Source organism: Pseudomonas sp. TWR1-1-3, from assembly GCF_049896805.1.
Taxonomy (GTDB): Bacteria; Pseudomonadota; Gammaproteobacteria; order Pseudomonadales; family Pseudomonadaceae; genus Aquipseudomonas; species Aquipseudomonas bubulae.
In genome coordinates this window covers 768,570-793,802 of record NZ_JAFCUZ010000002.1, presented here as the reverse complement: position 1 = coordinate 793,802, position 25,233 = coordinate 768,570, and the positions used below count along the sequence as shown (strand labels likewise).

The 25,233-nt window shown below is 57.8% G+C and carries 22 protein-coding genes; 9 read left to right on the top strand and 13 right to left on the bottom strand.

The annotated features are described in order from the left end of the window. Nucleotides 1–8: 8 nt before the first annotated feature. Both ACP7BE_RS11165 and ACP7BE_RS11160 read right to left on the bottom strand, forming a co-directional pair. Nucleotides 9–902 carry a glycine betaine ABC transporter substrate-binding protein gene (locus tag ACP7BE_RS11165; RefSeq protein WP_095001583.1) on the bottom strand — a complete coding sequence of 298 codons (894 nt, stop codon included), beginning with the start codon at nt 900–902 and terminating at the stop codon, nt 9–11. A gap of 25 nt (nt 903–927) precedes the next feature. After that, a complete protein-coding gene (locus ACP7BE_RS11160) occupies nt 928–1,644 on the bottom strand; it encodes an ABC transporter permease (RefSeq protein ID WP_095001582.1) in 717 nt (238 codons plus the stop codon). 339 nt (nt 1,645–1,983) lie between these two features. Between ACP7BE_RS11160 and ACP7BE_RS11155 the strand changes: the two genes are divergently transcribed. The 4 genes from ACP7BE_RS11155 to ACP7BE_RS11140 all read left to right on the top strand — a co-directional run bounded on the left by ACP7BE_RS11155 (nt 1,984) and on the right by ACP7BE_RS11140 (nt 5,400). Further along, a complete protein-coding gene (locus tag ACP7BE_RS11155; protein ID WP_016779471.1) occupies nt 1,984–3,567 on the top strand; it encodes a peptide chain release factor 3 in 1,584 nt (527 codons plus the stop codon). Between the two features lie 131 nt (nt 3,568–3,698). Then, nucleotides 3,699–4,508 carry an S-type pyocin domain-containing protein gene (locus tag ACP7BE_RS11150; protein WP_345789925.1) on the top strand — a complete coding sequence of 270 codons (810 nt, stop codon included), beginning with the start codon at nt 3,699–3,701 and terminating at the stop codon, nt 4,506–4,508. Next, a complete protein-coding gene (locus ACP7BE_RS11145; RefSeq protein WP_426106080.1) occupies nt 4,508–4,771 on the top strand; it encodes a bacteriocin immunity protein in 264 nt (87 codons plus the stop codon). Before ACP7BE_RS11150 ends, ACP7BE_RS11145 begins: the two co-directional genes overlap by 1 nt. 344 nt (nt 4,772–5,115) lie before the next feature. Then, a complete protein-coding gene (locus ACP7BE_RS11140; protein ID WP_178102596.1) occupies nt 5,116–5,400 on the top strand; it encodes a hypothetical protein in 285 nt (94 codons plus the stop codon). Between the two features lie 163 nt (nt 5,401–5,563). Here the strand turns inward: ACP7BE_RS11140 and ACP7BE_RS11135 are convergent, their stop codons facing one another. The 9 genes from ACP7BE_RS11135 to ACP7BE_RS11095 form a co-directional block, all read right to left on the bottom strand. Beyond that, complete coding sequence (locus ACP7BE_RS11135) at nt 5,564–6,538, bottom strand: peptide ABC transporter ATP-binding protein (RefSeq protein ID WP_095001579.1); 975 nt, start codon at nt 6,536–6,538, stop codon at nt 5,564–5,566. Continuing rightward, on the bottom strand, nt 6,538–7,506 hold the full coding sequence (locus tag ACP7BE_RS11130) for an ABC transporter ATP-binding protein (RefSeq protein WP_095001578.1): 969 nt from the start codon (nt 7,504–7,506) through the stop codon (nt 6,538–6,540). Before ACP7BE_RS11130 ends, ACP7BE_RS11135 begins: the two co-directional genes overlap by 1 nt. 10 nt (nt 7,507–7,516) lie before the next feature. Continuing rightward, nucleotides 7,517–8,428: an ABC transporter permease subunit gene (locus ACP7BE_RS11125; RefSeq protein WP_426105847.1), complete on the bottom strand. Its 912-nt coding sequence runs from the start codon at nt 8,426–8,428 to the stop codon at nt 7,517–7,519. A 10-nt stretch (nt 8,429–8,438) separates the two neighbouring features. Next, entirely contained in the window at nt 8,439–9,449 is a 1,011-nt protein-coding gene (locus tag ACP7BE_RS11120) for an ABC transporter permease subunit (RefSeq protein WP_095001576.1), read from the bottom strand. A gap of 74 nt (nt 9,450–9,523) precedes the next feature. Continuing rightward, on the bottom strand, nt 9,524–11,119 hold the full coding sequence (locus tag ACP7BE_RS11115) for an ABC transporter substrate-binding protein (RefSeq protein WP_095001575.1): 1,596 nt from the start codon (nt 11,117–11,119) through the stop codon (nt 9,524–9,526). Between the two features lie 88 nt (nt 11,120–11,207). Next, complete coding sequence (locus ACP7BE_RS11110; RefSeq protein WP_095024053.1) at nt 11,208–12,572, bottom strand: OprD family porin; 1,365 nt, start codon at nt 12,570–12,572, stop codon at nt 11,208–11,210. A 280-nt stretch (nt 12,573–12,852) separates the two neighbouring features. Next, entirely contained in the window at nt 12,853–14,451 is a 1,599-nt protein-coding gene (locus ACP7BE_RS11105; RefSeq protein WP_426105844.1) for an ABC transporter substrate-binding protein, read from the bottom strand. A gap of 297 nt (nt 14,452–14,748) precedes the next feature. Beyond that, nucleotides 14,749–16,374 (bottom strand): ABC transporter substrate-binding protein, encoded by a 1,626-nt coding sequence (locus tag ACP7BE_RS11100; RefSeq protein ID WP_150628282.1) that lies wholly within the window; start codon nt 16,372–16,374, stop codon nt 14,749–14,751. Nucleotides 16,375–16,788: 414 nt separating this feature from the next. Next, nucleotides 16,789–17,505, bottom strand: a complete 717-nt coding sequence (locus tag ACP7BE_RS11095) for an SIMPL domain-containing protein (RefSeq protein ID WP_095001570.1) — start codon at nt 17,503–17,505, stop codon at nt 16,789–16,791. Nucleotides 17,506–17,886: 381 nt separating this feature from the next. Here ACP7BE_RS11095 and ACP7BE_RS11090 point away from each other — a divergent pair, with 381 nt between their 5' ends. From ACP7BE_RS11090 to ACP7BE_RS11070, 5 genes are all read left to right on the top strand, one after another. After that, complete coding sequence (locus ACP7BE_RS11090; protein ID WP_095001569.1) at nt 17,887–19,149, top strand: ATP-binding protein; 1,263 nt, start codon at nt 17,887–17,889, stop codon at nt 19,147–19,149. Then, nucleotides 19,142–19,702 (top strand): response regulator transcription factor, encoded by a 561-nt coding sequence (locus ACP7BE_RS11085; RefSeq protein ID WP_016779485.1) that lies wholly within the window; start codon nt 19,142–19,144, stop codon nt 19,700–19,702. Before ACP7BE_RS11090 ends, ACP7BE_RS11085 begins: the two co-directional genes overlap by 8 nt. Nucleotides 19,703–19,842: 140 nt before the next feature. Beyond that, complete coding sequence (locus ACP7BE_RS11080) at nt 19,843–21,558, top strand: ABC transporter ATP-binding protein/permease (RefSeq protein WP_095024051.1); 1,716 nt, start codon at nt 19,843–19,845, stop codon at nt 21,556–21,558. A 55-nt stretch (nt 21,559–21,613) separates the two neighbouring features. Beyond that, nucleotides 21,614–22,108 carry a hypothetical protein gene (locus ACP7BE_RS11075; protein ID WP_095001567.1) on the top strand — a complete coding sequence of 165 codons (495 nt, stop codon included), beginning with the start codon at nt 21,614–21,616 and terminating at the stop codon, nt 22,106–22,108. 51 nt (nt 22,109–22,159) lie between these two features. After that, nucleotides 22,160–22,447 (top strand): PA4642 family protein, encoded by a 288-nt coding sequence (locus ACP7BE_RS11070; RefSeq protein WP_095018285.1) that lies wholly within the window; start codon nt 22,160–22,162, stop codon nt 22,445–22,447. 262 nt (nt 22,448–22,709) lie between these two features. Here the strand turns inward: ACP7BE_RS11070 and mqo are convergent, their stop codons facing one another. Beyond that, nucleotides 22,710–24,218 (bottom strand): malate dehydrogenase (quinone), encoded by a 1,509-nt coding sequence (gene mqo / locus ACP7BE_RS11065; RefSeq protein WP_095001565.1) that lies wholly within the window; start codon nt 24,216–24,218, stop codon nt 22,710–22,712. Between the two features lie 693 nt (nt 24,219–24,911). Beyond that, a complete protein-coding gene (locus ACP7BE_RS11060) occupies nt 24,912–25,145 on the bottom strand; it encodes a hypothetical protein (protein ID WP_426105839.1) in 234 nt (77 codons plus the stop codon). Nucleotides 25,146–25,233: the final 88 nt, after the last annotated feature.

Sequence of the window (25,233 nt, the reverse complement as noted above, 5' to 3'; positions counted from 1 at the left end):
TCCTCTTTTCAGTTCAGTGGATGCTGGCGCAGAAAGTCTGCGGCGACTTTGGACGGGCTTTCGTGGTTTACATCGACCCGGGCGTTGAGTTGACGCATGGTTTCATCGTCAAACAGATCGGCCAGTGGCTTAAGCAGCCCCGCAAGGTCGGGGTGCTGATCCAGATAGGCCTGACGCACTACCGGCGCGGCGGTGTAGTCCGGGAAGTAGTGCTTGTCGTCTTCAAGCAATTTGAGATTGAAGGCGCTCAAGCGACCGTCCGTGGTGTAGACCAGTCCGGCAAACACCTGGCCGTTTTTCAGCGCGGTGTAGACCAGCCCGGCGTCCATCTGGCGGATATTGCGACGGGTCAGGTCCATGTCGTAGAGCTTGACCATACCCAGCAAGCCGTCGGAGCGGTTGGCGAACTCGGTGTCCAGGGCCACCAGCGCATTTTTGTTGTCCGGTTCGCGCATTGCCTTGTTCAGGTCGCTGATGCTGTTGATGCCCGGAAACGCTTCGGCCACCTTTTGTGGCAGTGCCAGCGCATAGGTGTTGCTGAACTTGGACGGGTGCAGCCAGACCAGTCCTTGTTTAGCATCGACCTCTTTTACCCGGTCGTAAGATTGCTGGCTGTCGAGTTTGTCGGTGATGTGGTTGTAGGCCACCAGCGAAACGCCGGTGTATTCCCACACCATGTCCAGTTGCCCCGACTCCTGGGCCGAACGCGCCAGGCTGCTGCCCAGCCCGCCGGTGACCTGAGCGTTATAGCCCTTGCTGTTGAGGTATTGCGAAGTGATTTCCGCGAGCAGGGTTTGCTCGGTAAACACCCGCGCCCCAATGCGAATCAAGGGTTTTTCCGCAGCCTGGGCAATTCCTGCACACAGCAGGATGCAGCCTAGTAAAAAGCTAATTTTTTTCATGGTTATTCCTTTGCTCAGCCAGACCTTAAGCAGGTCGCAGACCGCGTTCCAACCACTGGCGGCTGATGAGTATCACCAGGCCGTCGAGCAGCAGTGCCAGCAGCGCAGTACAGGCGGCGCCGAGAATCAGTTGCGGCTGATTGTTGAGGGCAATGCCTGGAAAAATCAGGCTGCCCAGGCTGTTGGCGCCGATCAGGAACGCCAGCGGGGCGGTACCGACGTTGATCGCCAGTGCCACGCGCACACCGCCCATGATGATGGGCACGGCGTTGGGCAACTCGACCCGCCACAGCACCTGGCGCGGGGTCATGCCGATACCGACGGCGGCTTCCTTGAGCGAACCCTGGACGTTTTTCAAGCCTTCGTAGGTATTGCGCACAATGGGCAGCAACGAGGCGAGAAACAGGGCGAAGATGGCAGGGCCGCTACCGATGCCCAGGAAACCCAGGGCAATGGCCAGTACCGCCAGAGGAGGCACGGTGTTGCCGATGTTGAAGACTTGCATGAAGCGTTCCGCACGTCCGGCCATTGAAGGTCGGCTGAGGAAAATGCCGGCAGGTATCCCTACAAGGAGGGCGGCGAGCATTGAAGCGAGTACCAGGTACAGGTGGGCTTGCAGGTAGAACAACAAATCATCTTGATAGTGTTCGATAGTGCTGATGCCGATCCAGTGGACCAACAGGGCCAGAAGCGCGATAACGACCGCGCATCCTATAAGCCCTTTTCCATAGCGATTCGCCATAGACGGACTCCTTTTTTTTCAGTCGGCGAACACATCGTCGTGTGGCAAGGCCATTCCTGGCTGCCGGCAATATGTTCGCGAAGAGCAACAGGTGGTGGCGAAAATGCGCCCTCAACACCTGTCATTAGCGCAGCCTCGTCAGGCTAACTTGCTGATATTTCAGCCCCTGACGCTTTGTCGTATCAGGAGAGTGGACGCCTCCACTGTTTAAAAGGTTCACATTTTTTACGGCACATTGCCACCCTTGTCCGACGAGCCACGGTTCCAACGGTGGCTGTAGGCGCCTGATTTGAGCTATAATCCGCGCCCTTTTTTGAATCAATCGTCAGGCGATTTCCCATGACCAACCAGGCCGCCGAAGTCGCGAAACGCCGCACTTTCGCCATTATTTCCCACCCCGATGCGGGTAAGACCACCATCACCGAAAAGCTCTTGCTGATGGGTAAGGCGATTGCTGTCGCCGGTACGGTGAAATCGCGAAAGTCCGACCGCCATGCCACCTCCGACTGGATGGAAATGGAGAAACAACGGGGTATTTCGATTACCACGTCGGTCATGCAGTTCCCGTATCGCGACAACATGATCAACCTGCTCGACACCCCGGGCCACGAAGACTTCTCCGAAGACACCTACCGCACGCTGACCGCGGTCGACTCGGCGCTGATGGTCCTCGACGGCGGTAAGGGCGTTGAGCCACGTACCATCGCCCTGATGGACGTGTGTCGTCTGCGTGACACGCCAATCGTCAGCTTTATCAACAAACTCGACCGCGATATTCGCGACCCGATCGAGTTGCTGGACGAGATCGAAGCGGTCCTGAAAATCAAGGCGGCACCGATCACCTGGCCGATCGGCTGCTACCGCGATTTCAAGGGTGTCTACCACCTGGCAGACGACTACATCATCGTCTACACCGCCGGTCATGGGCATGAGCGCACCGAAACCAAAATCATCGAAAAGCTCGATTCCGATGAAGCCCGTGCCCACTTGGGTGACGAGTACGATCGTTTTGTTGATCAACTGGAACTGGTTCAGGGCGCTTGCCATGAATTCAACCAGCAGGAATTTCTCGACGGCCAGTTGACCCCGGTGTTCTTCGGTACCGCACTGGGCAACTTTGGTGTCGACCATGTGCTCGACGCGGTAGTGGACTGGGCGCCGAAGCCGCTGGCCCGTGTTGCCAACGAGCGTACCGTCGAGCCGGTTGAAGAGAAATTCACCGGTTTCGTGTTCAAGATCCAGGCGAACATGGACCCGAAACACCGCGACCGTATCGCCTTTATGCGCATTTGCTCGGGCAAATACGAAAAGGGCATGAAAATGCGCCATGTGCGCACCGGCAAAGATGTTCGTATCGGCGATGCGCTGACGTTCTTCTCCTCCGAGCGTGAACAGCTCGAAGAGGCTTTTGCAGGCGATATCATCGGTTTGCACAACCACGGCACCATCCAGATCGGTGACACCTTCACCGAAGGTGAGAGCCTGAGCTTCACCGGTATTCCGCACTTTGCCCCGGAACTGTTCCGTCGCGTACGTCTGCGCGATCCACTCAAGTCCAAGCAATTGCGCCAGGGCTTGCAGCAACTGGCCGAAGAGGGCGCCACCCAGGTGTTCTTCCCGGAGCGCAGCAACGACATCATCCTGGGCGCCGTGGGTGTGCTGCAGTTCGACGTGGTCGCCAGCCGCTTGAAAGAAGAATACAAAGTGGAATGCTCCTACGAGCCGATCACTGTGTACTCGGCTCGCTGGATTGATTGCGACGATAAGAAGAAGCTCGAAGAGTTCAGCGTCAAAGCTGTGGAAAACCTGGCCGTGGACGGTGGCGGTCACCTGACCTATCTGGCTCCGACCCGCGTCAACCTGGCGTTGATGGAAGAGCGCTGGCCGGATGTGAAGTTCCGCGCAACCCGCGAGCATCACTAAGCACTCAGGTGTCTGGTTGATAAAAAGCGAAGCCCTTGGGCTTCGCTTTTTTTTGCGCAAATTTTGTAACCGCTGCCGCAGACTGCGATCGAGCCCTTAGGAGCGCAAAGGCCTGCGGACCTATTCGCGCCTTGTCCGGTTTATTCGCAGGCACAGCTTCGGGGTTTTTGGTGGGGGTGTCTGCCTTGGTGTATTCGCCCAAACTGGCAAATGGCGAATTGCCTGAGCGCTATGCATTTAGTAGGCCGCTCTCGGATCTGGCACCTGGGCTCAACGACGATCTATCAGCAATTGCTGCCGCCAATGGCAATGTTGATCTGCCAGTGCGTATCAGTTCAAAAACAGCCGCAGATGGGCAGTCTGAAGTTTTTGTCGCTTTGGCGGATGGCGTAACTGTGCCGTCGAAAGTCAGGGTTGTAGCTGCAACGTTTAACGCACAGCTGAATGTTTACAGCGTAACCACCGAAGATGTGCCACCAAGGACGTTGACCTGGACACCCATCGTCGATCCGTGGAATAGCTCGACTACTTCCCCTGCCGAGCAACCAGTGCCAACGGTTTACACTGGCGCCACTGTCACGCCAGTGACGGGTATCTGGCTGGGGGCTGCGGCGCAGGGTGAGGGTGCTGCGGTGCCGTCACAGATTGCTGATCGGCTTCGGGGGAGGGAGTTCAAGAATTTCAAGGCGTTTCGAGAGGCGTTTTGGGTAGAAATAACGAAAGATCCGGTGCTGTCACAGCAGTTTATAGCTCCAAATAGAGCCCGAATGAGCATCGGTAAAGCAGCTAAGACCAGGAAAAGTGATGCAGTGGGCAAGCGGTCCTCATTTGAAATACATCATGTCCATGAAGTCGCTAAGGGGGGAGATATTTACAATGTTGAAAATATGTTGATTTTGACCCCTAAGCGTCACGTGGATATTCATAAAGGAGCGAAATGATGGAGCTGAAAAGTAGTTTCTCTGAGTATACGGAAGCCGAGTTCTTGGTGTTTATGAAAGAAATATTCCAGGAGAACATTGCTGAAACTGATGAACGCCTTGACAAGCTTCTGGCGCATTTTGAAAAAGTCACTGAGCATCCTGAAGGTGCAGACCTTATCTACTATGCCGCATCTGATTTGAACAGCACTCCAGAAGCTATAACCAAGAAAGTCAGTGAATGGCGAGCCGCCAACGGTAAGCCTGGCTTCAAATCTGCTTGATTTTTGCTTGTTCAGCCCAGCCATCCAGTGATCATGGGTGGCTGGGCTTTTTATTGGCTAAATGTCTACGGCTATCAATTCAACTATCTAACGCACGTGTCTTCAGTAGTCGCTGCCGAAGGCTGTGATCGCGTCCGAAGCAGTTTACGACTGCTACGCAGCCGGACGTAGCCTCGCGCTGCTCGTCAACGGCTACAAGTGAGCGTATGGCCCACCACACAGTATCGACAAACGCGGCTGCGTTACTCCGAATGGGTATATCCCAGCCTGTGAGTTTCTGGAAAAGCTGAGAGGGGCGGACTAGGTTTAAAGGGTGCTTTTCTCATAACAGGATGGAAATCGCGATGAAGCTTTTTCAACGCATTGTGCTGTTGCTCAAGGTGCTGGTGCTGCTGACGGTGAGTGCCTCGGCGGCTTGGGCGAGCAACCCGCTGAGCAGCACGGGGGCCGGGTTTTCAGTAACAGGCGTGCCGGGGCCGACACTTCATGCCATCTACAAGTCGGATTCCGAACCTGGGGACCAGGGGCAGGGCGGCAGTTCGGGGGATGATGACCAGACCGATGGTGATGGCGGCGGTGACGGTGGGGATAACGGCGATGAGGGCGATGAAGGCGATAGCCAGACGTAATGCATTACCCCTATGTGTAGCAGCTGCCGAAGGCTGCGTTCGATTGCGAAGCAATCGTAAAACCTGAGCTTGCGGTATGTCTGTTACTCCGCGGGCCTCGATTTTACGACGGCTGCGCCGCCGAACGCAGCCTTCGTTCCTCGGCAGCTGCTACGGGTCGTGTTTAGCTCTGCAAAAACTGCTCCGCGTGATGGCAGGCAACCTGGCGGTTGTCGAGCAGGCGCAGTACAGGTTCGTCTGTGCTGCACAACTCGGTCGCATACGGGCAGCGCTTGTGAAAGGCACAACCTGATGGCGGGTTCAGCGGGTTGGGCAGCTCGCCGACGATCTTGATTTTTGGCTTGAGCGGATCGGGGTGGATCGTCGGCGTGGCCGACAGCAGCGCCTGGGTGTAGGGGTGCAACGGCCGGGTGTAGATCTCTTCCTTGGGGCCCATCTCTACCGGGCGACCGAGGTACATCACCAGTACCGTGTCGGCCACATGCCGCACCACCGCCAGGTTGTGGGAAATGAACACGTAGGCGGTGTTGAACTCCTGCTGCAAATCCATAAACAGGTTAAGCACCTGCGCCTGGATCGACACGTCCAGCGCCGAGGTTGGTTCGTCCGCCACCAGCACCTTGGGTTGCAACATCATGGCCCGGGCCAGGGCGATACGCTGGCGCTGGCCCCCCGAGAACATATGCGGGTAGCGCTGGTAATGCTCGGGGCGCAAGCCGACCTGTTTCATCATGGCCTGGACTTTTTCGCGGCGCTCGCTGGCGCTCAGGCTGGTGTTGATGAGCAGCGGCTCGGCCAGTTGATCGCCGATTTTCTGCCGCGGGTTGAGCGAGGCGTAGGGGCTCTGGAACACCATCTGCACGTCTTTGCGCAGTTGTTTGCGCTCGGCCTTGTTGGCCCCTGCAACTTCTTGCCCGGCAATTTTCAGCGAGCCCGAGGAGGGCTCTTCAATCAAGGTCAACGCGCGGGCCAGGGTGGATTTTCCGCAACCGGACTCTCCCACCACGGCAAGGGTTTTACCGGCTTCCAGTTCAAATGACACGCCGTTGAGTGCGCGTACCAGCGCATGGCCTTTGAACATGCCACGGGATACTTCGTAGTGACGGGTTAGGTCGCGGGCGGTAAGAACAACAGTCATTACGCCACCTCCTGATTCAAGGGGAAGAAGCAGCGCACCTGGCTGTGAGCCTGTTGCTCCAGCGCAGGACGTTGTTGACGACATTGCTCTTGTACATACGGGCAGCGCGGTGACAGCAGGCAGCCTTTGGGCCGGTCATAGCGACCGGGCACGATGCCGGGCAAGGTCGACAGACGGGCAGCGCCCATGCTGTGTTCCGGGATCGCAGCCAGCAGCGCCTCGCTGTACGGGTGCGCGGGCACATCAAACAGCCCCGGCACGTTGCCGACTTCCACGGCCTGGCCGGCGTACATCACGCATACCCGCTGGGCGGTTTCGGCGACTACGGCGAGGTCGTGGGTAATCAGCACCAGGCCCATGTTCTGTTCGCGTTGCAGGCTCAGCAGCAGGTCCATGATCTGCGCCTGGATGGTTACGTCCAGGGCCGTGGTAGGTTCGTCGGCGATCAGCAGTTTGGGTTCACCGGCAATCGCCATGGCAATCGCCACGCGCTGGCTCATGCCGCCTGACAGTTGGTGCGGGTAGGCGTCCATGCGGCTGGCAGCCCCCGGGATTTCAACTTTTTCCAGCAGCTCGATGGCCCGTTTGCGCGCCGCCTTGGCGGACATTTTTAGGTGCAGGCGCAGCACTTCCTCGATCTGGAAACCCACGGTGTAGCTGGGGTTCAGTGCGGTCATGGGGTCCTGGAAGACCATCGCCATGTCCTTGCCGACGATCTGGCGGCGCTGACGCGCGCTGAGGGTCAGCATGTTCTTGCCGTCGAAGGTCAGCGCGTCGGCGCTGACGATACCGGGGTGCTCGATCAGGCCCATCAGCGCCATCATGGTCACGGACTTGCCCGACCCCGACTCACCGACAATTGCCAGTACTTCGCCTTTATCCACAGACAGGCTCAGGCCGTCTACCACCGGCACGGCCGTAGCGTCGCCAAAACGGACATTGAGATTCTTGATTTCTAACAGTGACATGGGAATCTCCTCAGGCGGCGTTCTTGAGTTTCGGGTCCAGCGCATCGCGCAGGCCGTCGCCCATCAGGTTGATTGCCAGCACGCTGAGCAAAATGGTCAAGCCAGGCAGGCTGACGACCCACCACGCGCGTTCGATATAGTCGCGGGCCGAAGCCAGCATGGTGCCCCACTCAGGGGTTGGCGGTTGTACGCCGAGGCCAAGAAAGCCCAGTGCTGCGGCGTCGAGGATCGCCGAGGAGAAACTCAGGGTGGCCTGCACGATCAGCGGCGCCATGCAGTTGGGCAGCACAGTGATAAACATCAGGCGCGGCAGACTGGCACCGGCCAGGCGGGCAGCGGTCACATAGTCGCGGTTCAGCTCGCCCATCACGGCGGCACGGGTCAGACGCACGTACGATGGCAACGACACCACGGCAATGGCGATCACGGTGTTGATCAGGCCAGGGCCGAGGATGGCGACAATCGCCACGGCCAGCAGCAAGGAAGGCAGGGCCAGCATGATGTCCATCAACCGCATGATGCCCGGGCCGAGAAGGCGCGGAAAAAAGCCGGCAAACAGGCCCAGGATCACGCCCGGAATCAGCGAGATGACCACAGACGACAAACCGATCAACAGCGACAGCCGTGAACCTTCGATCAGGCGTGACAGCAGGTCGCGACCCAGTTCATCGGTGCCCAGCAGAAATTGCCAGTTGCCGTCTTCCAGCCAGACCGGCGGGGTCAGCAGAAAGTCGCGGTATTGCTCACTCGGGCTATGGGGGGCGACCCACGGGGCGAAGATCGCGCAGAACACGATGATGGTCATGAAAATCAGACCCGCCACAGCGCCCTTGTTCCGGGAGAAGGCATGCCAGAATTCTTTGTACGGTGATGGATAAAGCAGGCTTTGATCCACTTCGGTCGTGCTTGGGGAGGTGCTCATGGTCAGGATCTCAGCGCTGGTGACGGATGCGTGGGTTGGCAAAGCCGTAGAGGATGTCGACTACGAAGTTGACCAGAATCACCAGGCAGGCGATTAGCAGGATGCCGTTTTGCACCACGGGATAGTCCCGGGCGCCAATGGCTTCGATCAGCCATTTACCGATACCGGGCCACGAAAAAATGGTTTCGGTCAGGACTGCACCGGCCAGCAGGGTGCCCACTTGCAGGCCGACCACGGTCAGTACCGGGATCAGGGCGTTGCGCAGGCCGTGCACGAACACCACGCGGGCGGGTGACAGGCCTTTGGCGCGGGCGGTACGGATGTAGTCTTCGCGCAGCACTTCAAGCATGGATGAGCGAGTCATCCGCGCGATCACGGCCAGCGGAATGGTACCCAGCACAATGGCCGGCAGAATCAGGTGGTGCAACGCGTCCCAGAAGGCTTCGGGCTCGTCGCTGAGCAGGGTGTCGATAAGCATGAAGCCGGTTTTGGGCTCTATGTCGTAGAGCAGGTCGATACGCCCGGACACCGGGGTCCAGCCCAGGCCCACGGAGAAGAACATGATCAGGATCAGGCCCCACCAGAAGATCGGCATCGAATACCCCGCCAGGGAGATACCCATCACGCCGTGGTCAAACAATGAGCCGCGTTTGAGTGCCGCGATCACTCCCGCCAGTAGCCCGAGGATGCCGGCGAACAACAGGGCGGCGCTGGCCAGTTCCAGCGTGGCGGGGAACAGTGCGGAAAATTCGCTCCACACGCTTTCACGGGTGCGCAATGACTCGCCCAGATCGCCATGTGCCAGTTTGCTGACGTAGTCGATGTACTGCTCGTGCAGCGGCTTGTTCAGACCCAGGCGCTCCATGGCCTGGGCGTGCATTTCAGGGTCTACCCGGCGCTCACCCATCATGACTTCGACCGGGTCACCCGGGATCATGCGAATCAGGGCAAAGGTGAGCAAGGTGATGCCGAAGAACGTGGGGATCAACAACCCCACTCGGCGGGCAATAAAACTAAACATCGTGTGGTGTTCCTTATCAGCCGGTCAGGCAGGTCCGCCGGGGTTGAGGTAAACCCTGGCGGGTTTTTATTGTTCTACTTCACCTGGGTTGTGGCGAAGTTGTTGTTGGTCAGGGGGCTAAGGGTATAGCCCTCGACGTTTTTGCGCATCGCCGTGAACAGCATAGGATGGGTTACGTTGATCCAGGGTTGGTCCTGATTAAAAATCATCTGTGCCTGTTGATAGAACTCGGCCCGTTGCGAGGGTTCAGTGATACCACGGGCTTTGGTGATCAGGCTTTCGAAGTCCTTGTTGCACCAGCGGGCGTAGTTCTCGCCGTTTTTGGCCGCCTCGCAGCTAAGCAGCGGGGTCAGGAAGTTATCCGGGTCGCCGTTATCGCCGCCCCAACCGGTCGACACCAGATCATGTTCGCCATTTTTGGCGCGTTTGAGCATTTCGCCCCATTCCATGACCCGGATATCCAGCTTGAGGCCGATTTGTGCCAGGTCGGACTGCAGCAACTGCGCACCCAGCATCGGGTTGGGGTTGGTCGGGCCGCCGCCGTTGCGGGTGAAGAGGGTCAGTACCGTGCCTTCAGGTACCCCGGCTTCCTTGAGCAAGGCCCGGGCCTTGTCCAGGTCGCGGGGCGGCCGTTGGATGCTGGTGTTGTAGCCCAGCATGGTCGGCGGGTAAGGGTTGACGGCCAGCAGTGCGTTGCCTTCGCCGTGGACGGAGTTCAGATAGGTCTGCTTGTCGAAGGCCATGTCGATGGCTTTGCGTACGCGCACATCGCTCAGGTACTTGTGACTGGTATTCATGGCGATATAGCTGGTCATCAGGGCGGCCAGCTCATCGACCTTGAGGTTGGGGTCCTTGCGGATGTTCTTGACCTCATCAGGCTTGGGGTACAGCGCGATCTGGCATTCGTTGGCCTTGAGCTTTTGCAGGCGCACGTTGCTGTCGGTGGCGATGGCGAAGATCAGCGCATCACTGGGCGGTTTGCCACGGAAGTAGTCCGGGTTGGCCTTGAAGCGTACCTGGGCATCCTTGTTGTAGCGCACGAAGATAAACGGGCCGGTGCCGATCGGCTTGGCATTGAGGTCGGCGGTTTTGCCGGACTTGAGCAACTGGTCGGCGTATTCGGCGGAGTAGATGGAGTTGAACGGCATGGCCACGTCGCGCAGAAACGGCGCTTCAGGGTGGTTGAGAGTGATTTTTACCGTCAGGTCGTCAACTTTCTCGACGCTCTTGAGCAGGTCCTTGAAACCCATGCTTTCAAAGTAGGGGTAACCGACCAGCGACAGTTTGTGCCACGGGTGATTCGGGTCCAGCTGGCGCTGAAAACTCCAGACCACGTCATCGGCGTTCAGGGTTCGGGTCGGTTTGAAATAATCAGTGGTGTGAAACTTTACGTCGGGACGCAGGTGAAATGTGTATTCAAGCCCGTCCGGGCTGATGTCCCAGCGCTCGGCCAGGGCGGGCTCCACATCCGTGGTGCCGGGGGCAAAGTCGACCAGGCGGTTGAGTATGGTCTCGGCCGAAGCATCGGCAGTCACGGCGGTGGTGAACTGAACGATGTCGAACCCTTCAGGGCTGGCTTCAGTGCAGACCACCAGGGTTTTCGCGCTGACACTCACAGTGGTGCAGAGCAGTGCCGCGGCCAGGGCAGTGCGTAGTGGGAATCTTTTCATTGCAACCCTCTCCAGAGTCGGGTGAGCCAGCGTAACGGCTGCGGCTGATTCGTCGAATCAGCCGCAGCCTTCGGGTTTGAGCAGTTTTTTACAGAATGTTGAACGGAATGGTGGTCACCAGGCGGAATTCGTTGATGTTGCCGTCAGACTGGTTTTTGCTGGCGCGGTGCGTGGTGTACGTCGCGCGAATCGCGGTGGCTTTCAGCGGGCCACTTTGGATTGCATAGGACGTGCCAACGCTGTACTCGTAATGGGTTTCGCCGTCCATGTTCTTCACGTCGTAGGCGGTGCCGGTGTACTTGGTGCCATCGATATCCCAGCCGCGGGCGTGGTAGGCGTTGAACTTGAGGCCCGGAATGCCGTACTGGGCCATGTTGATGCTGTAGGCCAGTTGCAGGGATTTCTCGTTCGGGCCGTTGAAGTCCGAGAGCAGGGAGTTGGCCAGGTAAATGCCGTTGGTTTCGTGCAGGTAGTCGAAGTATTCGTCGCCGACGATCTGCTGGAACGACAGGCTCAGGGTGTGGGCCTGGTGGGTCAGGGCGAAGGCCAGGCTGTAGGCGTCGTTGTTGATGTTGCCCAGGGCCTTGCTGCCGGTATCCAGGGTCTTGTAGTAGTTGAAGTTGGTATTCAGGCCCAGGGTGGCGTTGTCGCCCATGTCGTGTACGGCGCCGAAGTAGTACTGGTTCCAGAAGTCTTCAACGTGGGTTGCGTACAGCGTGGTCTTCAGACTCTTGAACGGCTGGTAGTTGAGGCCGGCGACGCTGGCGCGATCGGTTTCAACCCCGGTTGCGCCGTATTCGCTGCGGAACTTGCTCAGGCTCGACTCGGTACGCGGGGACACGCGGTCAAAGGAGCCGGCATCGAACGACAGGTTGTTGAACTCTTCACTGTGCAGGCCCACCCCTTGAAAGCTGGAAGGCAGTGCGCGGTTACCGATCACGTCGATGGTCGGGCTGCTGAAGTTCTGTCGGCCTACGGTCAGCGTGGTGTTGGAGATGCGGGCGCTGAGGTTGGCCAGGCCCAGCTTGCTCCACTGGCCGACGGCGTCGCCGTCGCTGTGGGTCAGGGTGCGGTTGTTTGGCCCGGCGATGTCCTTGGCGTCGCGATCCAGGGCAATGGCGTTGTAAGCCGCGACCTGGGTGCTGAAGCCTACGGTGCCTTCGGTGAAGCCCGACTTGTAGTCGAGGATGGTGCCCTGTACCCAGTTGATCCGGCGCGGGGTGGATTCACGGGTGCCGTGGTTGTTGTAGCTGAAACGGTCATCGCGACGCTTGAGCTCGTTGGCGTACCAGTTGCGGGTAGTGCCGCCAAGGGTCTGGTCTTCGACAAAGCCCTTGGTCTCGCTTTGAGCGCTGCTGGCTTTGAGTTCGGTCGGCATGAATTCATCGGCATTGGCCATCGCAGTGATGCTGCTGATGGACAAGGCCAATAACGCGCGGCTGGTGAGTTTCATGGTTGAGGCTCCTCTTTGGTTTCTTCTTTTTATGGCCGGTCTTTTTTGTGATGACTCGGCTGTTGTGAAACGATTTAAAGCATTGCAAACGTTTGCCTGGTGCAGATTTGGCGAAGTTTTAGCGGGCCATGGGTTAAGTGACCTGCTGAAAGAGCGGTGTTGTTTGTGATCTCTGTTGTGGGAGCGAGCCTGCTCGCGAAGGTCGTTGGCGATACCGCGCTGCTCTTGAGTACTTCGCGAGCAGGCTCGCTCCCACAGTGGCACTGTTCTATTGGAGTAATCAGTCCTTGAGGCTGACACCTGAGAAGGCGTTACGGCCAAAGGGGCTGACCGTGAACCCTTCGACTTTGGCGCTCAGCGGCTGGTTGACCGTGGAGTGCGCAATGGGGGTGATCGGCACCTGTTGCTTGAGCAACTGCTGGGCCTGTTTATAGAGCACTGTGCGCTGATCGCGATCGGTCACGACCTTGGCATTTTTGACCAGGCTGTCGTACTCCTTGTTGCACCACATGGAGTAGTTGTTGCCGCCGATTGCGTCGCAGCTGTAGAGGGTGCCGAGCCAGTTGTCCGGGTCACCGTTGTCGCCGGTCCAGCCAATCAGGCTGATGTCGTGCTCACCATTTTTGGTGCGTTTGATGTACTCGCCCCATTCATAGCTGACGATCTTGACCTTGAGGCCGATTTTGGCCCAGTCCGACTGCAGCATTTCGGCCATCAGCTTGGCGTTCGGGTTGTAGGGGCGCTGTACGGGCATGGCCCACAGGGTTATTTCGGTGCCGTCCTTGACCCCAGCGGCTTTGAGCAGCTCTTTGGCTTTTTCCGGGTTGTAGGGGGCGTCGGTAATGGTTTCGTCGTAGGACCATTGCGTTGGCGGCATGGCGTTGACGGCTTTTTGGCCTGCGCCCTGATACACCGCCTTGAGGATCTCGTCCTTGTTGACCGCCATGTCTAGGGCCTGGCGCACCTGCAACTGGTCGAACGGCTTGTGCTGCACGTTGTAGGCAATGTAACCGAGGTTGAAGCCGGGCTTTTCAATCACCTGCAGCTTCGGATCGGCCTTGAGGCCGGCAACGTCGGCCGGGCGCGGGTTGAGCGAGACCTGGCATTCGTTTTTACGCAGCTTTTGCATGCGCGCCGAGGCATCGACGCTGATCGAGAAAATCAGGTTGTCGAGCTTGACCTGGCTGGGGGCCCAATAGTCCTTGTTGGCGGCGTAGCGGATGTTGGAGTCTTTCTGATAACGCTGGAACACATACGGGCCGGTGCCGACAGGCTTCTGGTTGATATCGCTGGGCTTGCCGCTCTTGAGCAACTGGTCGGCGTATTCGGCCGACAGGATGGCGGCAAAGCTCATGGCCAGGTTTTGAATAAAGGCGGCGTCTACCGAGTTGAGTTTCATGACCACGGTCATGGGACCGGTTTTTTCGACGCTGGCGATGTTCTTGTCCAGGCTCATGCCGTTGAAGTACGGGAACTCGGTGGGGTAGGCCTTGCGGAAGGGATGGTCCGGGTTGAGCATACGGTTGAACGTAAAGAGCACGTCATCGGTATCGAAGTTGCGGGTCGGGGTGAACCATTTTGTGGTGTGGAACTTGACCCCGTCACGCAGGTGGAACGTCCACGTCAGGCCGTCTTCGGAAACATCCCAGCTCGTTGCCAGGGCCGGAACGGCTGCGGTGCCACCTTTTTCAAACTCAGCGAGGCGGTTGTAAATGGGCTCGGCCGCGTCGTTGTCGGTGGCGGTGGTGTACTGCGCGGTGTCAAAACCGGCCGGGCTGCCTTCGGAACAAAACACCAGGCTGTTGGCTGCGTTTGCGAGTGGGCTGCCGGCAAGTACGCCGGCGCCGATCAATACTGATAAAACCAGAGGGTTGCGCATGGCGTTCCCTATCCTTTTTTTATTTTTGAGTCCTGAGCGCGCCTTGATCGAAGGCGTACGGTTCAGGGCGTCGATGCCATCAACTACTGCGCCTCACCCGCTGCAATAGACTGCCCTTGGCCGAAGTTAAGCAGCCGGCGCTCAGCAGTAAATACATGGGATCTGACAATCTTGTAGGAATCGTCTTGGCTTCCTATAGCCTCTGATGTAGTCAGATATGGCTTTAGGCTGTAGGTGATTTCCACCGTCCTGGTAGATAAGTGAATGCAGCCTTGTAGCCGCATTCACCGGTCCTTGTTATTTGCCGACGCTGACCCCGTAGAAGGAGTTCAGGCCAAACGGGCTGATCTTGAAATCTTCTACGTTTTTGCGCATCGGTTGATACACCGTCGAGTGTGCGATAGGTGTCATCGGAATCTGGCTTTTGAGTCGTTGCTGCGCCTGTTGGTACAGTTTTGTGCGCTCTGCAATATCAGTGGTGGCCTTGGCGGCTTTGACCAGTTTGTCGAACTCCGGGTCGCACCATTTGGAGAAGTTGTTGCCTTCCAGCGAGTCGCAGCCAAACAGGGTGCCGAGCCAGTTGTCCGGGTCACCGTTGTCGCCGCTCCAGCCAATCAGCATCGCGCCGTTCTCGCCGCCTTTGGAGCGCTTGATGTACTCGCCCCATTCGTAGCTGGTGATCTTGGCCTTGATGCCGATCTTGCTCCAGTCCGACTGGAGCATTTCAGCCATCAGCTTGGCATTGGGGTTATACGGGCGTTGCACCGGCATGGCCCACAGTACGATCTCGGTACCTTCCTTGACGCCTGCTTCCTTGAGCAGTTGTTTGGCTTTTTCCGGATCGAAAGGTGCGTCCTTGATGCTGGTGTCATAGGACCATTGGGTCGGTGGCATGGCGCCAACAGCCAGTTGGCCTGCACCCTGGTACACCGAATCGATGATCTGCTGCTTGTTCACCGACATGTCCAGGGCCTGGCGGACCTTGAGCTGGGACATCGGGTTTGGTTCGTTGCTGCCCTTGATCTTGTCCATCACGTTGTAGGCGATGTAACCGAGGTTGAAGCCCGCTTGATGGGGCATCTTCAGATTCGGGTCTTCACTCAGGGCCTTGAGGTCGGCCGGACGCGGGAAGAGGGTGACCTGGCACTCGTTCTTCTTGAGCTTCTGGACGCGTACCGAGGGGTCGGTGGTGATGGCGAAGATCAGGTTGTCGATCTTGACGTCTTCTGGCTTCCAGTAGTCCTTGTTGCCGGTGTAGCGGATGTTCGAGTCTTTCTGGTAGCTCTTGAACACAAACGGGCCGGTGCCGATCGGTTTCTGGTTGATGTCGGCAGGCTTGCCATCCTTGAGCAGTTTGTCGGCGTACTCGGCGGACTGGATGGATGCAAAGTGCATCGCCATGTTCTGGATAAACGCGGCATCGACCGAGTTCAGGGTGAACTTGACGGTCTTGTCGTCGATTTTTTCCACCTTGGCGATGTTTTTGTCCATGCCCATGTCGGTGAAATAAGGGAATTCGGTGGGGTAAGCCTTACGGAACGGCATGTCTTTGTCGAGCATGCGGTTGAACGTGAAAAGCACGTCGTCGGCGTTGAAATCGCGGGTTGGCTTGAAGTAAGGGGTGGTGTGGAACTTGACGCCATCACGCAGGTGGAAAGTCCATGTCAGGTTATCTGGCGAGACATCCCAGCTGGTCGCCAGGCCGGGCTCAACCTTGGTGCCGCCACGTTCGAACTGGCTCAGGCGGTTAAAGATGGTCTCGGCCGACGCATCAAAGTCAGTACCGGTGGTGTACTGGCCAGGGTCAAAACCTGCCGGGCTGCCTTCAGAGCAAAACACCAGGTTGGAAGCAGCGTGGGCGAAAGGTGCACTTGCCAACAGGCTGGCGCCTACTAAAAACGGAATGACCGCGTGTTTGAACATGGTGGCCTCATGATTTTTGTCATTTTTGGTTTGAGGGCGACCTTATGAGTCGACCCGGCGATACTTATGCACAGCCCATACCCAATGCAATATGTGGAAGCAGTTGAAGCTTGAAAAGGTGGGACGATCGTACAGGAATGTCGCTTTTATATAACTTATGACGCATTTGATCGTTTGCGCATGGCATTTCGACTCATTTGCTTACATCTGCGGGGGGCTTTTGCGACCTTCTTGCACTGTTTTAGGACAGTGTTGTTACTAATCAATACCCTTGTGCGGGAAACATTGTTGTGAAGGGCAGCGCTGCTGCAGGTAATCACCTTGAAATTCTAGAACGATTGCAGGCGTTTTCCCGGGGGCATAAAAAAACCCCTGAAACGGTCTGGCTTCAGGGGTTGGCAGGGCGTATCAGGCTTACTGCATCTGCACTTCAATCACGCCATCGGCACTCATGCTGACTTCACTGGTGCCGGCTTCGACTTCCGGGGTAGGCGCCGAGTCCATCGCCGGGGCTGCGGCCTTCATCATCATTGCGCTGCGCAGGTAAGGTTGCGGGTAGCCGTTGGTGTTGAGGTTCAGGTTGACGATCTTGTAACCCTTGCCGCCCAGGGCGTCGGTGGCCAACTGGGCGCGAGCCTTGAACGCATTTACAGCGTCCTTGAGCAGCGCGTCTTCGCTGGTTTTGCGCGTGGCATTGGCGACGGTGAACTGCATGCTGCCCATTTTCAGGGTTTGCATCAGATCGCCGGTGAGCTTGGACAGAGCTGCAAAATCGGTGCTTTCAAGGCGCAGTTCTGCGCGTTCACGCCAACCGGTGATCTTCTGGGTTTTGTTGTCGTAAATCGGGTAGCTGTTGCGATTGCCCTGGCGCAGGGTGACTTCCTTGACGGATTTGGCCTGGCCGATGGCTTTGTTCATCGACGTAGTGATTTCTGCGGCCAACTTGGCGGCGTCGGTATTTTGCGCTTCGGTATAGAGCGTCACGATCATCAAGTCGCGAGGCACTTCCTGGCTGGCTTCGGCACGCAGGGAAATCTGGTTGTAATGAATGTCGTCTGCCAGGGCCGGCAGGCTGGCAAGTGCGCCGATGCTCAGGGTCAAAAGGGCAGCGGTGCGTTGGAAGTTGGACATGGAAGCTCCTTGATTGAGAACAGCAATGGCCATATGACTCTAATCAGTGGCCATCAGTTCGCCCAATTACATTTTCGATACATATGGTCTCCACAGATTGCGTAGCAGTTGCCGAAGGAACGAGCTGCGTTCGAGCGCGAAGCGGTCGTCAATGCTGAGAACCAGGTTTAACTGATAGATCGCAATGTCTGATTTCGCGACTGCTTCGCAGCCGAACGCAGCCTCGTTCCTTCGGCAGCTGCTACGAGGGCGTTTTTTGCGCAGGCTTTTAGCCGCATTTCCATAAAAAACACTGTGGCTGTTTGCCGCACTTTTGCCTGCGGGGCCGCCTGCTTGGTTATACTCCCGGTGATCCGCCTGGAGCGCTCATCAGGAGAGCTCATGCTCGCCCCCGTTCAGTTATTGTCCGCAACACGCCAGAACCTCTGGCGTCTTACGTTTATCCGCATGTTGGTGCTGGCCGCGCAAGCGGGTTCAGTGGGCTTTGCCTATCTATTCAACCTGCTGCCATTACCCTGGTTTCAGCTCAGCATCACCCTTGGGTTTTCCATGCTGTTGTGCGCGTTTACCGCGATCCGGTTGCGCACCACCTGGCCGGTGACTGAGCTGGAATATGCGCTGCAACTGGCCTGTGACCTGTTTATCCACAGTGCCCTGCTGTACTTTTCGGGTGGCTCGGCCAACCCGTTTGTTTCGTATTATCTGGTGCCGCTGACCATCGCCGCCGTCACGCTGCCCTGGCGCTATTCGCTGGTGCTGACCGGGATTGCGCTGGCGCTGTATACGCTGCTGTTGATGCAGTTCTACCCTATAGATACCGTGCCGTTCTTCCGCGAAAAGCTGCAGATTTATGGCATGTGGTTGAGTTTTGCGCTGTCTGCGGCCGTGATTACATTTTTTGCAGCCAAGATGGGCGAAGAGCTGCGCCGTCAGGAAGAACTGCGCGCCCTGCGCCGTGAAGAAGGCCTGCGCGACCAGCAATTGCTGGCCGTGGCCACGCAGGCGGCCGGCGCAGCCCATGAACTGGGGACGCCGTTGTCGACCATGAGCGTGCTGCTCAAGGAGATGCGTCGCGATCACCTTGACCCGGATTTGCAGGACGATCTGAGCGTGCTTCAGGACCAGGTCAAACTGTGTAAGGAAACCCTGCAGCAACTGGTGCGTGCCGCCGAGGCCAACCGTCGGCTGGCGATCGAGGTTCAGGACGTTACGCAATGGCTGGATGAGGCTCTGAACCGCTGGCACTTGATGCGGCCTGAAGCCACTTATCGCTTCCAGTGCCTGGGCCACGCGCCGGTTCCGCGCCTGGCGCCGCCACCTGACTTGACCCAGGCGCTGCTCAACCTGCTCAACAATGCCGCCGATGCCTGCCCGGAAGGGCTGGAAGTGACAGTCGACTGGGATGCGGTTGATCTGACAATCAGTATTCGTGACCACGGTCCGGGTGTACCGTTGGCCATCGCCGAACAAATCGGCAAACCCTTTTTTACTACCAAGGGCAAAGGCTTCGGTCTGGGCCTATTCTTGAGCAAGGCCAGCGTGACCCGCGCTGGCGGCTCGGTAAAACTCTACAGTCATGAGGATGGCGGTACGCTCACTGAGCTGCGCCTGCCACGTGTCGCCCGAGGAAATGAAAATGAGTGAAGAAATTCAGGTCGAAGGCGAAGAACTGCCGCATTTGTTGTTGGTAGATGACGACGCCACTTTTACCCGTGTGATGGCTCGCGCCATGAGCCGACGCGGTTTTCGCGTGAGCACGGCAGGTTCCGCCGAAGAGGGGCTGATCCTGGCACAACAGGATCTGCCCGATTTTGCCGCGCTGGATCTGAAAATGGACGGCGATTCCGGCCTGGTCCTGCTGCCCAAGCTGCTGGAACTCGACCCGGAGATGCGGGTGGTGATCCTCACCGGTTATTCGAGCATCGCCACCGCCGTTGAGGCGATCAAGCGCGGAGCCTGCAACTACCTGTGCAAACCAGCCGATGCCGATGACGTGCTCGCCGCCTTGCTGTCCCAGCATGCCGACCTGGAAACCCTGGTGCCGGACAACCCGATGTCGGTTGACCGCCTGCAGTGGGAACACATCCAGCGCGTGCTGGGTGAGCATGAAGGCAATATTTCGGCCACTGCCCGCGCCCTGGGCATGCATCGGCGTACCTTGCAGCGCAAATTGCAGAAGCGTCCGGTGCGACGCTGAACGGGAGCTGTAGCATTTGCATTGCGCCTTGCATGCTGACGGCTACAGCTTCTAACCTGTAACAAGACGTGTCCCAGCGTCGTGGGCCGGTTGTCCTGACCGGCTTGCAGGTTGCTCTTTACTCCGAACGAGCCTGAACGATGAATCAGAACGCCGAGCCTTCTGTAGTGAATGATGCTGTGCGTGGGGATTTCATCCCTCGGGTGTGGCGCCTTATAACCCCCTACTGGCGCAGTGAAGAACGCGCCAGGGCGTGGTTGCTGTTGATCGCCGTGGTTGCCTTGTCGCTGGTCAGCGTGGGCATTTCGGTGTGGATCAACCACTGGTACAAGGACTTCTACAATGCCCTGGAAAACAAGGACGCCAAGGCGTTCTGGAGCCTGATCGGCTACTTCGGCATCATTGCCGCGGCGGGTATTGTCGGCGCGGTGTATCGGCTCTATTTGACCCAGATGCTGACCATTCGCTGGCGCCGCTGGCTGACCGAGCAGCACTTCGCACGCTGGCTGGCCCACAAGAACTATTACCAGCTGGAGCAGGGCGGCTATACCGACAACCCTGACCAGCGCATCAGTGAAGATATCAATTCGTTCACCGACAGCACCTTGACCCTGGGCCTGGGGCTGATCCGTAACGTGGTCAGCCTGGTGTCGTTTTCGATCATCCTGTGGGGCGTTTCTGGCAGCATCGAAGTCTTTGGCGTCACCATCCCCGGCTATATGTTCTGGTGCGCGCTGTTGTATGCCGCTGTGGGCAGTTGGCTGGCGCATCTGATCGGTCGGCGGCTGATTGGCTTGAGCAACCAGCAACAGCGCTTCGAAGCTGACTTGCGTTTCTCGATGGTGCGGGTGCGCGAGAATGCCGAGAGCATTGCCTTGTACAACGGCGAAGCCAATGAGCATGAGCAACTGAGCACGCGTTTCAACAAGGTCTGGAAAAACTTCTGGACGCAAATGAAGGTACAAAAACGCCTGACGTTTTTCACCGCCGGTTACTCGCAGATCGCCATTATCTTTCCGTTTATCGTCGCGGCCCCGCGTTACTTTTCCGGCAAGATCGAGCTGGGTGAGCTGATGCAAATCAACTCGGCCTTCAGCAATGTGCAAGAGAACTTCAGCTGGTTTATCGATGCCTACGTGACTCTGGCGGCATGGCGTGCCACCTGCGACCGGTTGCTGAGTTTTCGTCAGGCCATGACCGACAACGAGCAGCGCAGCCCGGCGATTGATGTGCAGCATCTGGGCGAAAACTTGCAGATCCATGACTTGAGCCTGGATCTGGCCGATGGTCGCCCGCTGCTGCATGACGCCAGCCTGCAGGTGCAGGAGGGTGAGAGGCTGATGCTCAGCGGTCGCTCCGGCAGTGGTAAGAGTACCTTGCTGCGGGCGATGGGCGGGCTTTGGCCTAGAGGGGGCGGGGCGATCTGCATGCCCCGCGAGCGTGCGCTGTTTCTGCCGCAAAAACCCTACTTGCCCATAGGCACCTTGCGCGATGCCCTGAGTTATCCACAGACCGGGGACACCTACACCCTTGAGCGTTATGAAGAGGTGCTGCGTACTTGCCGGCTTGAGCACCTGATTCCCAAGCTTGATGAGATCAATCACTGGCAACGGTTGCTGTCCGGTGGTGAGCAGCAGCGCCTGGCTTTTGCCCGCGCGCTGCTGTATCGCCCGCAGTGGCTGTATATGGATGAATCAACCTCGGCAATGGACGAGGAAGACGAGGCCATGGTGTACCAGGCCCTGATCGATCAACTGCCGGGCTTGAGCATTGTCAGCGTGGGCCATCGCAGCAGCCTTGCGCGCTTTCATCCGCAGCATGTGCGGATCGTGGCGGGGCAGCTGGTTGCACAGTAGAAGAGGCGGGCGCGCGACATGCTAGAGTGCTGCTTCCCGTTTTCTGGAACCTGACATGAGTCTTCTATTTCGCAGTGTTGCCCTGAGCCTGCTGCTGGCCAGCCTGCCTCTGGCGGCGGCTCCTGTGGCCACACCGCTGTTGCACGGGCAGTTTCTGCCTGCCGATGATCTGCAAGTGCGCAGCGAAGTGCCCGAGCAACAGCAGTTGATGCTGGTGACTTCGTACTCGGTGGTGGTGGGTAGCCAGCGCCAGTCCAATCAGCAGCCAATCCCGGTGACTTCGCCACTGCTGGTGCGCTTGAAGGGCAAGCCGATGAGCCAGGGCGCTACCGTGCGCCAGGTGCTGATTTCATTTGATGGCGAAAGCAAAAGCCTGAAAAAGCCCGTGTTCGACAGCAAGACGCGAACCCTGAGCTTGTCTTATCCACAGAGCCAGTACCGGGTCGTGATTGATTTGCTGCGTAATGACACGCTTTATGTCCAGTTCTTGACCTATGCCAATGGCCATATTTGGGCCGACTTGCACACCGGCAGCGTGCGCGCACGATAAGCCTTGGGTAAACTGCGGGCCCCGTGAAGTATCAACAGGCTGGAGCCGGACATGCGTAAAGACAAAAAGCAGTTGATTGGTGATGAGATCGGCGACGAGCAGATCAAGTTGTTCCTGGACTTTGAGCCTGTGGACGCTACTTCACCGTCGCTGCACAAACTGATCAAGGCTTATCGTGGCCTGCGCATCGATGACTTCGGGCGCTTCCTGGCTTTCTTCAAGGAAGCTGGCTACGACCTGGATGGCAAAGACGAACAGGGTCAGACGTTCGTGGACATCATCAAGGACCAGCGCAATGCTGACGAGTACATCGAGCTGATCAACCAGGCTCGCGGTTGATCCACACCCTGTAGATACTCTGTTGCAGGTCAAGCCCTATTGTGGGAGCGAGCCTGCTCGCGAACGACCTTCGCGAGCAGGCTCGCTCCCACAGTTGCAGTGTTCCTGCAGCTGCTACGGATCTTGTTTCATGTTCTGATTCACGAGTTACCTTGCATTGGGCTTACGCCTTTGCAGTGCCCCGAATCAGGGCAACAAAAAAGCCCCTCGCCCTGAAATAGGGCGAGGGGCTTTTTATGACGCATGAAACGTCAATGTTGCATTAAGCGATACTGGTGCTGGCTGTTTTAGGCGTAACCAGTTCCAGCAGCTCGGAGTTGCGGGTGCTGATTTCGCGGTACAGGTCGGCGTCGGTTTCGAGGACCTTTTCCCGTGCAGGGAAGATTTCCTTGAGCTTGGTCGCCCACTCGCCCGTGGCTTTCTGCGCAAAGCAGCGCTCGATCAGGTCCAGCATGATCGAAACGGTTACCGAGGCGCCCGGCGAAGCCCCCAGCAGAGCGGCCAGCGAACCGTCTTTGGCCGCAACCAGTTCGGTACCGAACTGCAGCACACCGCCTTTTTTCGGGTCTTTCTTGATGATCTGTACCCGTTGCCCGGCAATCTCAAGACGCCAGTCTTCAGCCTTGGCCTGTGGATAGAAACGACGCAGGGACTCCAGGCGTTGTTCCATCGACTGGCGCACTTCGCTGACCAGGTACTTGGTCAGGTCCATGTTGTCGCGAGCCACGGCCAGCATCGGCCCGATATTGCCCAGACGGATCGACATCGGCAGGTCAAGGAACGAACCATGCTTGAGGAACTTGGTGGTGAAACCGGCATAAGGTCCGAACAGCAGCGACTTTTTGCCATCGACCACACGGGTGTCCAGGTGCGGCACCGACATCGGCGGCGAGCCGACGGCAGCCTGGCTGTAAACCTTGGCCTGATGCAGCTTGACCACTTCCGGGTTATCGCAACGCAGCCATTGGCCGCTGACCGGGAAGCCGCCATAGCCTTTGCTTTCTTCGATGCCCGAGGCTTGCAGCAGCGGCAAGGCCGCGCCACCGGCGCCCAGGAATACGAACTTGGCATCAACGTGGCGAGTATTGCCGCTGTTGGTGTCCTTGATGCTTACTGTCCAGCCGTTACCGTTACGCTTGAGGCCGGTGACTTTTTTGCTGTACTTGATCTGGGTGTCCGGTGCACTGGCCAGATGCTTGAGCAGTTGCTGGGTCAGGGCGCCGAAGTTGACATCGGTGCCATGTTCCACGCGGGTGGCCGAGATGAGCTGATCCGCAGGGCGGCCCGGCATCATCAGGGGCATCCACTCGGTCATTTTGGCCTTGTCTTCGGTGTATTCCATGTCGGCAAACGCATGGTGCTTGCTCAGCACGTCAAAGCGTTTTTTCAGGAACGACACGCCTTTTTCGCCTTCAACGTAGCTCAGGTGAGGAACCGGGCTGATGAAGGACTTGCAGGAACCGAAGGTGCCTTTTTGCGCCAGGTAGGCCCAAAACTGTTTCGACACTTCGAACTGGGCATTGATATGCACAGCCTTTTTGATGTCGATCGAACCATCAGCCGCCTGCGGCGTGTAGTTCAGCTCACAAAGGCCGGCGTGACCGGTGCCTGCGTTGTTCCACGGGTTGGAACTCTCCGCAGCACCTGAGTCCATTTGCTCAACAACTTCCAGCTTAATGCCGGGGTCGAGCTCTTTGAGCAGTACGGCGAGGGTGGCACTCATGATGCCCGCCCCAACCAGTACTACGTCGACTGCTTCGTTATGCGCCATTAACGCGTCTCCAAAATCTACGGCACCAAATTGACGGCATAGCTGCCAGGTGTCCGGGGCGTGGTTCTGATTAGCCCCGGGCCACTCATGGCCAGGATCGCCATGTCCGATTCTTCGCAATTTCTTGCAACTTTAGCGGACGCCACCAACCGGGCCTTCAAGGTTCATATGAACGCATTTCAGTACTCGGGAGGCAATTCGACTTAATGTCTAGAGCGTCCGTTTGTGCAACCAAATCCGTAAGCGGACAGGCTTTCAGTCTCGTGCTGTGGAGCCGACTTCGATCCTGCTTGGTGAGGCAATATCAGACGCTAATGGTGCATGTTCAGACGCAAAACTTTTCATTTGCTCGCCACACTCTTGTGAAGTTGTGAAACCCGTTTTTTTCACGCTCTCTTGAAGACGTGAACCTCAAAAAAGGGCTACCGCACGCTGGGCACCGAACCAGTGGCCGAGCGTTGTGGCAGCTCTGGCAGACCATGCAGAAAGTGGGGGTTACGCAATGAAATTCAAGCGCGCCAGCTTCACATGATCTGTGTGGGCGGCTCTCTGTGGGCGGTTTTGGGGTGCCAATACAAGCGCATTAGCGATGTTGCGGGGCCCGATCAGGAGACGTCCTTATAATCGGGGGGAGATTGTAGCGAAGAAACGTGGGCAATTGATCCTGTTAAATGACTTTTATTGGTGCGCCGTTCAGAGGCCCGGCAGCGGGTGCCCTGACGAATGCCTTGCGGGCGAGGCAATACGGGCGTTGGCAGGTAGCACCTGGTGCAACCAGTTAAGGCGGATTTCTTCGATTTCGACCCAGCTGTTGCCGACCGGCGGTTGTTTGCACTGCTTGAAGGCCTGGCAGCGACCTGCCGAATCCAGGCGGGCGAAGCAGCGCTCGGGGCGGTTGAAGCCGAGCAGGGTCAAGAGCATGTTCATGGCGGCACCTGTTGAGTCAGTCGTCGAGACTATGCCCTGTGCAGGTGACATACGGATGAATTGGCGATGACAGGCGGGTGACGGCAAG

Coding starts and splice junctions, on each gene's coding strand:
- ACP7BE_RS11095 (WP_095001570.1), bottom strand. CDS start 17,505: ATGTCCAACTTCCAACGCACCGCTGCCCTTTTGACCCTGAGCATCGGC.
- ACP7BE_RS11105 (WP_426105844.1), bottom strand. CDS start 14,451: ATGCGCAACCCTCTGGTTTTATCAGTATTGATCGGCGCCGGCGTACTT.
- ACP7BE_RS11145 (WP_426106080.1), top strand. CDS start 4,508: ATGGAGCTGAAAAGTAGTTTCTCTGAGTATACGGAAGCCGAGTTCTTG.
- mqo (WP_095001565.1), bottom strand. CDS start 24,218: ATGGCGCATAACGAAGCAGTCGACGTAGTACTGGTTGGGGCGGGCATC.
- ACP7BE_RS11130 (WP_095001578.1), bottom strand. CDS start 7,506: ATGTCACTGTTAGAAATCAAGAATCTCAATGTCCGTTTTGGCGACGCT.
- ACP7BE_RS11165 (WP_095001583.1), bottom strand. CDS start 902: ATGAAAAAAATTAGCTTTTTACTAGGCTGCATCCTGCTGTGTGCAGGA.
- ACP7BE_RS11080 (WP_095024051.1), top strand. CDS start 19,843: ATGAATCAGAACGCCGAGCCTTCTGTAGTGAATGATGCTGTGCGTGGG.
- ACP7BE_RS11060 (WP_426105839.1), bottom strand. CDS start 25,145: ATGAACATGCTCTTGACCCTGCTCGGCTTCAACCGCCCCGAGCGCTGC.
- ACP7BE_RS11140 (WP_178102596.1), top strand. CDS start 5,116: ATGAAGCTTTTTCAACGCATTGTGCTGTTGCTCAAGGTGCTGGTGCTG.
- ACP7BE_RS11135 (WP_095001579.1), bottom strand. CDS start 6,538: ATGACTGTTGTTCTTACCGCCCGCGACCTAACCCGTCACTACGAAGTA.
- ACP7BE_RS11090 (WP_095001569.1), top strand. CDS start 17,887: ATGCTCGCCCCCGTTCAGTTATTGTCCGCAACACGCCAGAACCTCTGG.
- ACP7BE_RS11100 (WP_150628282.1), bottom strand. CDS start 16,374: ATGTTCAAACACGCGGTCATTCCGTTTTTAGTAGGCGCCAGCCTGTTG.
- ACP7BE_RS11085 (WP_016779485.1), top strand. CDS start 19,142: ATGAGTGAAGAAATTCAGGTCGAAGGCGAAGAACTGCCGCATTTGTTG.
- ACP7BE_RS11120 (WP_095001576.1), bottom strand. CDS start 9,449: ATGTTTAGTTTTATTGCCCGCCGAGTGGGGTTGTTGATCCCCACGTTC.
- ACP7BE_RS11070 (WP_095018285.1), top strand. CDS start 22,160: ATGCGTAAAGACAAAAAGCAGTTGATTGGTGATGAGATCGGCGACGAG.
- ACP7BE_RS11160 (WP_095001582.1), bottom strand. CDS start 1,644: ATGGCGAATCGCTATGGAAAAGGGCTTATAGGATGCGCGGTCGTTATC.
- ACP7BE_RS11125 (WP_426105847.1), bottom strand. CDS start 8,428: ATGAGCACCTCCCCAAGCACGACCGAAGTGGATCAAAGCCTGCTTTAT.
- ACP7BE_RS11155 (WP_016779471.1), top strand. CDS start 1,984: ATGACCAACCAGGCCGCCGAAGTCGCGAAACGCCGCACTTTCGCCATT.
- ACP7BE_RS11115 (WP_095001575.1), bottom strand. CDS start 11,119: ATGAAAAGATTCCCACTACGCACTGCCCTGGCCGCGGCACTGCTCTGC.
- ACP7BE_RS11110 (WP_095024053.1), bottom strand. CDS start 12,572: ATGAAACTCACCAGCCGCGCGTTATTGGCCTTGTCCATCAGCAGCATC.
- ACP7BE_RS11075 (WP_095001567.1), top strand. CDS start 21,614: ATGAGTCTTCTATTTCGCAGTGTTGCCCTGAGCCTGCTGCTGGCCAGC.